Source organism: Streptacidiphilus monticola (assembly GCF_042658505.1).
GTDB classification, from domain to species: domain Bacteria; phylum Actinomycetota; class Actinomycetes; order Streptomycetales; family Streptomycetaceae; genus Streptacidiphilus; species Streptacidiphilus monticola.
The window spans coordinates 1-10,092 of the sequence record NZ_JBHSQJ010000101.1; the positions used below are offsets into that span (position 1 = coordinate 1).

General features: G+C 74.8%; 9 protein-coding genes. 5 read left to right on the plus strand and 4 right to left on the minus strand.

The window, feature by feature from the left end; all coding sequences use genetic code 11:
• Positions 1-133 precede the first annotated feature (133 nt).
• A complete protein-coding gene (locus ACFP3V_RS23265) occupies positions 134-979 on the minus strand; it encodes a glycoside hydrolase family 16 protein (RefSeq protein WP_380586739.1) in 846 nt (281 codons plus the stop codon).
• Positions 980-1,152: 173 nt separating this feature from the next.
• On the opposite strand from ACFP3V_RS23265, the gene ACFP3V_RS23270 reads away from it, so the two are divergent.
• From ACFP3V_RS23270 to ACFP3V_RS23280, 3 genes are all read left to right on the plus strand, one after another.
• Positions 1,153-1,773 (plus strand): antibiotic biosynthesis monooxygenase, encoded by a 621-nt coding sequence (locus ACFP3V_RS23270; RefSeq protein ID WP_380586741.1) that lies wholly within the window; start codon positions 1,153-1,155, stop codon positions 1,771-1,773.
• 260 nt (positions 1,774-2,033) lie between these two features.
• Positions 2,034-2,810, plus strand: a complete 777-nt coding sequence (locus ACFP3V_RS23275; protein ID WP_380586743.1) for a hypothetical protein — start codon at positions 2,034-2,036, stop codon at positions 2,808-2,810.
• A gap of 76 nt (positions 2,811-2,886) precedes the next feature.
• On the plus strand, positions 2,887-3,876 hold the full coding sequence (locus ACFP3V_RS23280; RefSeq protein ID WP_380586746.1) for a sigma-70 family RNA polymerase sigma factor: 990 nt from the start codon (positions 2,887-2,889) through the stop codon (positions 3,874-3,876).
• On the opposite strand, the gene ACFP3V_RS23285 is transcribed toward ACFP3V_RS23280, so the two are convergent.
• The 3 genes from ACFP3V_RS23285 to ACFP3V_RS23295 form a co-directional block, all read right to left on the minus strand.
• The gene (locus tag ACFP3V_RS23285; protein WP_380586749.1) at positions 3,829-4,119 is read right to left on the minus strand and encodes a hypothetical protein; all 291 of its coding nucleotides are present in this window, start codon (positions 4,117-4,119) and stop codon (positions 3,829-3,831) included. The two genes, ACFP3V_RS23280 and ACFP3V_RS23285, sit on opposite strands and share 48 nt — an antisense overlap.
• Positions 4,120-4,149: 30 nt before the next feature.
• A complete protein-coding gene (locus ACFP3V_RS23290; RefSeq protein WP_380586752.1) occupies positions 4,150-5,169 on the minus strand; it encodes an RNA polymerase subunit sigma-70 in 1,020 nt (339 codons plus the stop codon).
• 415 nt (positions 5,170-5,584) lie between these two features.
• Positions 5,585-6,352, minus strand: coding sequence for an SDR family oxidoreductase (locus tag ACFP3V_RS23295; protein WP_380586755.1), 768 nt, complete (start codon positions 6,350-6,352; stop codon positions 5,585-5,587).
• A 237-nt stretch (positions 6,353-6,589) separates the two neighbouring features.
• On the opposite strand from ACFP3V_RS23295, the gene ACFP3V_RS23300 reads away from it, so the two are divergent.
• Entirely contained in the window at positions 6,590-8,689 is a 2,100-nt protein-coding gene (locus ACFP3V_RS23300; RefSeq protein ID WP_380586758.1) for a SpoIIE family protein phosphatase, read from the plus strand.
• A 184-nt stretch (positions 8,690-8,873) separates the two neighbouring features.
• Positions 8,874-10,061: a thiolase family protein gene (locus ACFP3V_RS23305; protein ID WP_380586761.1), complete on the plus strand. Its 1,188-nt coding sequence runs from the start codon at positions 8,874-8,876 to the stop codon at positions 10,059-10,061.
• The last annotated feature ends 31 nt before the right edge of the window (positions 10,062-10,092 follow it).

Consider the following 10,092-nt stretch of genomic DNA (forward strand, 5'->3'; position numbering starts at 1 on the left):
CCCCTGCGGGTCCCCGCCCCGCGTGCGTGCCCGCCCCCCGTGCGCGTCCCCGCCCCCGGGCGCGTGCCCGCCCCCTGCGCGTCCCACTCCACCGGGGAGGCCGGCAGCCGGCAGCCGGCAGCCGGCAGCCGGCTCACGCCGCCCCCGCCCGGTAGACGCGCAGATAGTCCACCGCGAGAGTGAACGGGCGCGCGCTGCCCGGAGCGCGGTGGTAACGCCCCGCGCTGACGGAGAGGTTGAGGACGAGGTAGGCGGACCACGAGCGGCCCACGCCGCGGTGGTCGCGGAAGACCAGGCGGCGGTCCAGGTACCAGTCCACGGAACCCGCGCCGTAGCGGGTCCCGATGACCACCCACGCGCCGGGGGCGATCGCGGGGTCGGAGCGGTAGGCCTGGCCGCCCCGCACGCGGTTGGAGAGTTCGAGCAGGTGCGGGCGGTCCGGGTGGTACTCGAAGGAGTCGACCTCGTTGCCGCCGTTGCGCCAGGTCCACAGGGCCGGCCAGGCGCCGGGAGCCGTGGGGAGCTGGAGTCGGACCTCGGTGAAGTCGCCCGGGCGGAGCAGGAAGCGGTCGGGGGTCGCCTCGGTGGTGAGCAGGCCGGTGCTCCACGCACGGGTGCGGTGCGGCAGTCGGTGGGGGCCGGGGCGGGCGGTCAGCTCGGCGATGCCGCAGGAGACGTGGACGGCGGACGGGTCGATCCAGTCGAGCTTGTTGTCGCGCGGGTTGTGCGTGCCGTAGCGGAAGGCCGTGGTCGCCCGCATGTTCCAACGGTCCGGCTGTGGTGGGGAGTTGAAGTCGTCGCTCCACACGAGGCGGAGGCCCGGGAGCGGTGGGCCGCCCGAGGGCGGGGTCGCCGCGCAGCCTGCGGCGGCGGCCGGGGCGGGGGAGGAGCCGCCGGGCAGCAGCAGCGTTCCGAGCAGCACGACGCCCAGCAGGGCGCGGACGGAGGGAAGCCGGAGGCGCAGGACGGACGGTCGCACGGAGTCATCCTCGGGGCAGCCGCCGCCGGATCCGCGCAGCGCCCCGGCCGTGTGGCCCGGAGGGCGTAACACGGGTCCGCGGCGGGCGCATCCCGACCCGGTTGCGGGTGCTCCGATCGGGGGGTTGGCTGAGTGAGGGGGTCAGCGGAGGACCGAGCGCCTGGAGGCGCGAGATGTTCGTACGGACCGTCTACATGGTCGGGGATCCGGCCAAGGTGGAGGACTCACTGGAGGCGCTGCGGACCGAGGGTCGGCAGATGCTGTCGGAGCAGCCCGGCTACGCGGGCATGGGGCTCTTCACGGACCGGGAGCTGGGCAAGATCTCGATCGGCTCCTGGTGGACGAGCGAGCAGGCGATGCAGGACAGCTTCGAAGCGCTGCGGGAGCGGCGCGACGCGCTGCTGGGCCGGTTCAGCCACTCGCCGACCATCGACACCTGGGAGGTGGCCGCGTTCGAGCCGATCGACCGGCCCGGGCCGGGCTGCGGGTTCCGGCTGACCCGGCTGGAGTTCGACCCGATGGACGCCGACCTGGTCGCGGACTCCTTCAAGGGCTCCGCGCTGCAGCGGATGAAGGAGGTGCCCGGGCTGATCGGGGCGAGCCTCTTCCTCAACCGGGCGCACGGCAGGGGCGCGGCCGGTGCGATGTACCGGGACCGGGACGCCCTGACCGCCTCGCGCGGCGCGCAGGCGGCGATCCGCGACGAGGCGGTGGGCAAGGCGCACTCGATGGTGCGCGCGGTCGAGGAGTTCGAGGTGGTGCTGGTCGACATGCCGACGCCGTCGCCGAGTTGACGCGCGGCGGGTGAGGGCGGCTGGGCGTCAGGGAGTCCGAGGGCGGCTTTCCCTGGCGCCCGGCCGTTGCGCTCGCTCGCGTGCGACAGCAGGCGACGGGCGGCGTGTGACACTGGGTCACCGGCGCGTGCGTGGGAGAGGGGCGTGAACGGTCGCCCGTGCGCCCGAAGGGGCAGGTGGGAGCGGGCATCCCGGTTGATCCGCAGCCGACGTGGGCATATCACGGCTGGTAACCAGCGTTCTCGGGAGGGAGGCCGCTCATGGACGGCGACGGCTCGGCAGGAGGCGGCCCGGCCCGGGCGGTCCAGGGCGGACAGGACACGCGGACCGTCGCGCTGCTCCGCCTCGGAGTCGGCACGATCGGCGTGGCCCTGCCGGTCGTGGTGCCGCTGGGCAACTGGCTCTACGCCGAGCTGCGCGGCCGCAGCACCGCCGGCTTCTGGCCTGCCTCGATCAGCGGCTCGTACTACACGAGCACCCGCAACGTCTTCGTCGGCAGCCTGTGCGCGCTGGGCGTCTTCCTGCTGTGCTACCGGGCGAGCCGGCGGGACGACCGGTGGAGCACCGTGGCGGGTCTGTTCGCGGTCGTGGTGGCGCTCTGTCCGACGGCGCCCGTGCACGCGAGCGCGCTCCAGCAGACCGTGGGCGTGATCCACCTGGTCTCCGCGGGGGTGCTGCTGTCCGCGCTGGCGCTGTTCTGCCTGGCGTCCTTCCGCGATGCCGCGGCGTCGCGGCGGGCGGACCGGGGGTACCTGGCAGCGGGGGTCCTGATCCTCGTCTTCCTGGCGGTCGCCCTGGTCACCGGGGTCACGCACGTGGGGGACGGCTGGGCGGTCACACCGCTGTACGTCTGCGAGTCGCTGTCCGTCTGGGCGTTCGGCGGCGCGTGGCTCGCCGCGGCGGTGCAGGCGTCGGGCCAGGAGCGCGCGCCGGGCGGCGCCGCACTGCCCGGGCCGACGGCGTCGCCGGAGACGGACCGGCAGGTCGGCGTCGGTCCGGCCGACACCGGTGAACAGGCGGGGCTGCCCGGAAGTTGAGGGGACGTCAGCCCCGGCCGCGGGGTCGCCGTCCGCGCGGGTCGCGTTGTCGGTGGGCGGTACTAGGGTGGGTCGCATGGCGGCGATCAAGGACCAGGACGAAGTCGTCCACGCACTGGAGCCGTTCCGGCGCGAGCTGACGGCCTACTGCTACCGCATGCTCGGCTCCGCCTTCGAGGCCGAGGACGCGGTGCAGGAGACGATGGTCCGCGCGTGGTCCAAGTTCGACGGGTTCGAGGGGCGTTCGGCCCTGCGCACCTGGCTGTACCGGATCGCGACGAACGTCTGCCTCGACATGGCGCCCGCCGCGCAGCGCCGCGCACGGCCCATGGACCTGTTCGGTCCGGGGTCCGCCGGGGCGCCGGATCTGGCGCAGCTGGAGGAGCGCGTCTGGCTCGGGCCGATCCCCGACGAGCGGGTGCTCAGCGGTGATCCGGCCGAGGTGGCGGTCGGCCGGGAGTCGATCCGGCTGGCCTTCGTCGCGGCGTTGCAGCGGCTGCCCGCCCGGCAGCGCGCGGTGCTCATCCTGCGCGAGGTGCTGGCCTGGTCCGCCGCGGAGACGGCGGAGCTGCTGGGCACGTCCGTCGCCTCCGTCAACAGCGCGCTGCAGCGGGCCCGGGCCACTCTCGCCCAGGGCGGCACGGACTACGGCGATCCGCTGAAGCCCCTGGACGAGGAGCAGCGCCACCTCCTCACCCGCTACGTGCAGGCGTTCGAGGCCTTCGACGTCGAGGCGCTGACGCAGCTGCTGCACCAGGACGCCGTGCTCAACATGCCGCCCTACCGGCTCTGGCTGCGCGGTGTGGACGAGCTTCGGGCCTGGTGGCTCGGCCCCGGCTGCGGCTGCCGCGGCTCCCGGCTGCTGCCGGTCACCGCGAACGGCTCCCCGGCCTTCGCCCAGTACCGCCCGGCGGAGGACGGCTTCGGGTGGACGCCGTGGGGTGTCACCGTGCTGGAGATATCCGACGGCGGGATCCGCACGATGACCAACCACATGGACACCGAACGGCTGTTCCCGCTATGGGGGCTGCCCGAGCGGCTCTCCCCCGAGGGCGTGCCCGCCTGAGGGCCCGTCAGCCTGCGCCTCGGTGGGCAGGAGTTCGGCCAGGCCGGTCAACTCCAGCAGCAGCCGCAGGCGCTCGCCGGCGCCGCGCAGGACGAGCGGGTGGCCGTCCCGCGCGCAGGCGAGTCGCAGTCGGGCCAGCTGGTCCAGCTCGGCCGGCCCGGGATGGTCCAGGCCGGAGACGTCCCGCACGACCGGTCCGGTCGCACGGGTGCGGGCTGGGGGATCGTCGTCACGTGTCGCCACATTCCGTCGGACGAGCCGGACGCTCGAACCTCATCGGTCGCCGGGGCTGTCGGCGGAATCCCGGCGGCCAGGTGCCGGTCGCGGGTCCGGCGTCCGCTCGAACAGCGGGACCAGGGCCGGGTCGTTGAAGGACGTGATCCGTGCGATCCGGCCGCCCGTCAGGGTCAGCACCTGGACGCCGTAAGGCAGTTCGCGGCCGTCGGGGTCGCGGTGGCGGACCAGGACGCCGCCCTGGCCGTTCGCTCGCACCGGCGTCATCCGCCACCGGTCGCGGCGGAGCACGCGCGCGGCGAGGAAGCCGAGGACGGCCTCCCGTCCGGTGAACCAGGTGGGGATCGGCGGCATCTCCAACTCGACGTCGGCGCGCAGCAGTCGTACCAGCGCGTCCGCGTCGGCCCGGGTGAAGGCGGCGACGTAGGCGTCCAGCAGGGCGCGGCGGTCGGCCTCGTCGGGTTCGCTGAGCTCGTCGGCGACCGGACCCGCCTCGGCGAGCCGGGCGCGGGCCCGGCGCAGCGCGCTGTCCACGGCGGCCGTGGTCGTGCCGAGGATCTCCGCGACCTCGGCGGTCCGGAACGCCAGCACGTCCCGCAGCGTCAGCACGGCGCGTTGGCGTGCCGGGAGGTACTGCAGCGCCGCGACGAAGGCGAGGCGGACGCCGGCCCGGGCCGCGACGACGGACGCCGGGTCGTCGTCGGCGCGGGCCCCGACGCCGAGCAGGGCGTCCGGCACGGGCTCGAGCCAGGGGACCGCCGGCTCGCGGGAGGCGACGGCCACCCGGTGGTCCTCCTCGGGCGCCCCGAGGCCCGACGGCAGCGGCCGCCGGGCCCGGGACTCCAGTGCGCTCAGGCAGGCCAGGGTGGCGATCCGGTAGAGCCAGCGCCGCAGCGACGAGCGGCCCTCGAAGCGGTCGAAGCCGCGCCAGGCGCGCAGGTACGTCTCCTGCACGAGGTCCTCGGCGTCGTGGACCGAGCCCAGCATGCGGTAGCAGTGGGCGAGCAGCTCCCGGCGGAAGGGCTCGGTCTGCGCGCTGAAGGCGGACTGCGAGGTCAACGTGGCTCCTCCCGGGACGGTACCTCCACGGCTGCCACGCTAGTGCCGTGTCCGGACAGGTCCACCGTGTTGCGGTGTCCGGTGGTGGGGCACCCCCGGCCGAAGGCTGGGGGAAGATCGCAAGGTGGAGGGTCGCCCTCGTACTGGAGGTACTTGGGCGCCCGACAAACGCCGCGTGGGGGTACCCCCGGCCGAAGGCTGGGGGAGTGCCGTGCCGGGCGCCGCAACACGGTGGACCTGTCCGGACCCGGCACGAGCGGCGCGTCAGGGGACCTTCGCCCCGCCGCGCCGCCATGCACCGTCTCGCCCAGCATCCGGCCGGGAGGTGCCCCATCCCGCGTCGGCGGAACGTCCACGTGCGTCCAGTGCGAGGACGCTCCGCCGCCCTGGAGTCGACCGCGGCTGACGACGCGGCTCATGGGGCAACGGTTCCCTGATGCGGCACCAGCGCCTGCAGGCCTGCCCCGCTCACGCGGTACTCGGGCGCGCTGTCCGGGTCGGCCGCCAACTGCAGGACCGCCTTCGCGACCTGATCGGGCGTCAGAACCGGCTGCAGTTTCTCGGTGAACGCCTCCTCGGCCAGGCCCTGGCGGGCGGCGTAACCGCGCACGCCGGTCCGGCCCAGGTCGGTCAGCGGTGTCAGCTGGGGAAGCAGGGCCACGAAGCGGATGCCGAGCCCGGCCCGCTGCGACTCCTCGGCGGCGTAGCCGCGCAGGAAGCGCACGGCGGCCTTGGCGCTGGCGTAGCCGCCGCTGAGCGGGGAGCCGCCGAGGGCGGCCCCGCTGGACATGGCGACGACCGTGCTGCCCGGCGCCAGCGGCTCCAGCAGCGCGGCCCGGATCCAGGCGAAGACGTGCCGGGTGTCCGTCTGCCAGTTGCGGCTGAAGGACTCCCAGGTCTGCTCGGTGATCGGGGCCATCAGCGGTACGGCTCCGGCGTTGAGCACCAGCAGCCCGGGCCGGTGCTCGCGGATGACGCGGTGGGCGAGCTCCTCGTCGGTCGCGTCCGCCGCCAGTGGTGTGAACAGCTCGCCGAGTTCGGCGCGGACGGCCTGGAGTGCCGCGGCGTCGCGGGCGATGCCGACGACCGGGGTGCCGGCCGTGACCAGGGCGGCGGCGATGGCGCGGCCGAAGCCGCGGCCGGCTCCGGTGACGACGGCGGGGTGGTCGGTGGGACGGGTCATCACGGACTCCTCGGGTGCGGTGCGATGCGTCTCGATGTCATGACCGGCGAGGAGGCCGGAATCCGTCGCGCCTGCCGGAACCGGGGATGTGAGCTGCATCACATCGTTGGGACGTTTTCCTGGCCGCCCCTCCTCGCCCGTCGAAGGGTGCGGGAGGCCCGAGGTGCCGTCCGGGAATCGTCAGCTTTTCGGCGTTTTGCGTGGAATTCATCGCGGCGGTCGCCTTCACTGCACCTGATGGACACGAACCCTCCGGCGGACCCGGGCGAGAGCGGCCCGGAGCACACCGCCGACGACACGGCGGACGCGTTCGACGACGCCGTCACCCGCGCCGTGTTCTCCCAGGCGCCCGTCGGGCTGCACGTCTTCGACCCGGACCTGCGCTTGGTCCGGGTCAACACCGCCGCGAGCCGGATCCGCGACTTCCCGGTCGACCGGATGATCGGCAGCACCCTGGGCGACCTGCTGCGAGCCTTCAGTGCCGACGACCCCGCGCCGGTCGAACGGACGGTGCGCCAGGTCCTGGCCACCGGACGGCCGGCGCGGGACGTGGTGGTCCGGGTGCGCAGCCGGAGCAAGCCGCCGGTCGCGGGCGTGGCCTCCGCCTCCGTCTTCCGGCTGGAGGACCCCGAGGGCCGGGTGCTGGGCGTCGTCTCCGCGGTCACCGACATCACCGCCCGCGCCCGCGCCGAGGCCGGGCTGCGGCTGCTCAACGAGGCGGCCTCGCTGGTCGGCACCACGCTGGACATCTTCCGCACCGCGGAGGAGTTCTGCCGCCACGCCGTTCCCGCCCTGGCCGACACGGTCGCCGTCGACGTCTTCGACGCCGTGATGCGCGGGCAGGCCCCGACCGCCGCCGCCGTCGAGGCGGGGGCGGCGCTGCGGCGGGCCGGGTTCCTCTCCCGGGCAGCCGACGGGGTCCAGGGCGTGCCGGTCATCGGCGAACTGACGGAGTACCAGGAGGGCACCCCCTACCGGGAGGCGCTCGCCACACTCGCGCCCCGGCTGGTGCGACGCCTCCGGCACGACGCCGCCTGGCTCGACGCCACCCGCACCCGCCACGCGCGCATCGTGGCCGCAGGCGTGCACTCGATGATCGTGGTCCCGGTCCGCGCCCGGGGCGTGGTGCTCGGCCTGGCCACCTTCCACCGCTGGCACAACCCGGTCCCGTTCGACCGTCAGGACCGGCTGCTCGCCGAGCAGTTGACCGCCCACGCCGCGCTCTGCCTGGACAACGCCCGCCTCTACGGCAGGGAGCGCTCGGTCGCCCGGATCGTCCGCCGCGGGCCGCGCCCGGCCACCGCCAGGACCACCTCCGCGGTGGAACTGGCCCACGTGTACCTGCCCGCCGGTGCGGGCGGCGGCTGGTTCGACGTGATCCCGCTCTCGGGCGCACGCGTCGCCCTGGTCGCCGGCGACACGCTCGGGGACACGGCCGGGGCGCACGTCGGCACGGGCGAACTGCGGGCGGTCATCGAGGCGCTTTCCGACCTCGACCTGCCGCCCGACGAAGTGCTCGAGCGCGTCCACGACCTCACCGCCGACAGCGACCTGGCCGGGGCGGCGACCTGCCTCTACGTTGAGTACGACCCGGTGACCCGGATCTGCGCCGCCGCCGGGGCCGGGCATCCTCCGCCGCTGCTGGTCCACCGCGACGGCACCGTGGAGACCCTGGACGTGGTCACCGGCCCGCCGCTCGGCAAGGGGCTGGCCCAGTACCGGTCCACGGCCCGGGTCCTGCCGGAGGGCGCCGTGCTGGCGCTCCGCAACGAGGCGCTGCGGCCCGACGGTGTGGCGGGCGACGACCAGGAGGTGCTGCAGGAGCGCGTCCGGGGTGCGCTGGCGGCCGGACCTGAGGGGCTGCAGCGGGCCTGCGAGGCCGTCGCCGAGGCGCTGACGCCCCGGCAGCCGGCCCACGACGCCTACCTGCTGCTGGCCAGGACGCAGGTGCTGGGCCCGGATCGCACCCGCACCTGGACGCTGCCCCACGAACCCGAAGTGGTCGGCCGCGCGCGGCGGCTGGCGACCCGTCAGGCCGAGGAGTGGGGCGTGGGGGCCGACGTGGTCGACAACACCGCGCTGATCGTCAGCGAGCTGGTCACCAACGCCGTGCGCTACGCGCAGGGGCCGATCCAGGTCCGGCTGATCCACGCGGACTCCAGCCTGACCTGTGAGGTCACCGACGGCAGCAACACCGCCCCGCATCTGCGCCGCGCGCTGGACACCGACGAGAGCGGGCGCGGTCTGTTCATCACCGCCCAGCTGAGCCAGCGCTGGGGCGTCCGCCACGCGGGCCGCGGCAAGACCATCTGGGCCGAGCAGACGCTGGCGGAGTGACCGGCCCGCAGCCGCGCGGGCAGCGGCCGGGCGGCGGCCGCCCGGAGGGCTTTTGCGGCAGAGGCCGCAGCGGTAGAGTCGCGCTGAAAACTTGCAGCGCTAGTTTTCCCTGCCGGGCCGGGGCACGAGCACGCCGAGCCCGGCCGGGCCCGCCCGACCGTCGCCCTCACGACCGGAGCACAGCATGCGTCCCGTCCACTTCGCCGTCGCCAAGCGCACCCCCATCGGCCGGCTGCGCGGAGCCCTGTCCGGGGTTCGACCGGACGACCTCGCGGCCGGGGTGGTCCGCGCGGTGCTCGACGCGGTCCCGCAGCTGGACCCGGCGCGCATCGACGACGTCTACTGGGGCGCGGCCAACCAGGCGGGCGAGGACAACCGCAACCTCGCGCGGATGGCCGTGCTGCTGGCCGGGCTGCCCGAGTCGGTGCCCGGGGCGACGCTCAACCGCCTCTGCGCCTCGGGGCTGGAGGCCGTCACCACCGCGGCGCGGGCGATCGGCTGCGGCGAGGCGGACGTCGTCCTCGCGGGCGGCTCGGAGTCGATGAGCCGGGCGCCCTTCGTGCTGCCGCGGCCGGACCAGGCGCTGCCGCTGCAGCAGGAGATCTTCGACACCAAGCTGGGCTGGCGGCTCGTCAATCCGCGGATGAAGGAGCTGCACGGCGTCCCGTCGATGGGCGAGACGGCGGAGGAGGTCGCCGCCCGCTACGGCGTCAGCCGGGAGGACCAGGACGCCTTCGCGCTGCGCAGCCACCAACTGGCCGCCGAGGCACGGAAGAACGGGCACTTCGACGCCGAACTCGCCCCGGTGGCCCTCGCGGACGGGACGGTGGTCGACGCCGACGAGTGCATCCGGCCGGACACCTCGGCCGAGAAGCTGGCCTCGCTCAAGCCGGTCTTCCGCCAGGGCGGCAGCGTCACCGCGGGCAACTCCTCGCCGATGAACGACGGCGCGGCGGCGCTGCTGCTGGTGAGCGAGGACGTCCTGGAGGAGCTGGGGCTGGAGTCCCTCGGCCGCTACGTCGCCGGAGCCAGCGCGGGCGTCCACCCGGACGTCATGGGCATCGGCCCGGTCCCGGCCGTGCGGCGGGTGCTGACCCGGACCGGCCGGACCCTGGACTCGGTGCGGACGGCCGAGTTCAACGAGGCCTTCGCGGCCCAGGCCCTGGCCTGTGTACGGGAGTTGGGCATCGACCCGGAGCTGGTCAACCCCCAGGGCGGCGCCATCGCCCTGGGCCACCCCCTCGGTGCCTCCGGCGCCCGCATCCTGACCACCCTGCTGCACCGGATGGCGCGCACCGGGGAGCGCCGCGGCCTGGCCACCATGTGCGTCGGCGTGGGCCAGGGCACCGCTGTGCTGGTCGACCGCGACTAGATGATCGATTCCAAGGGATCCCTGCGGGCAT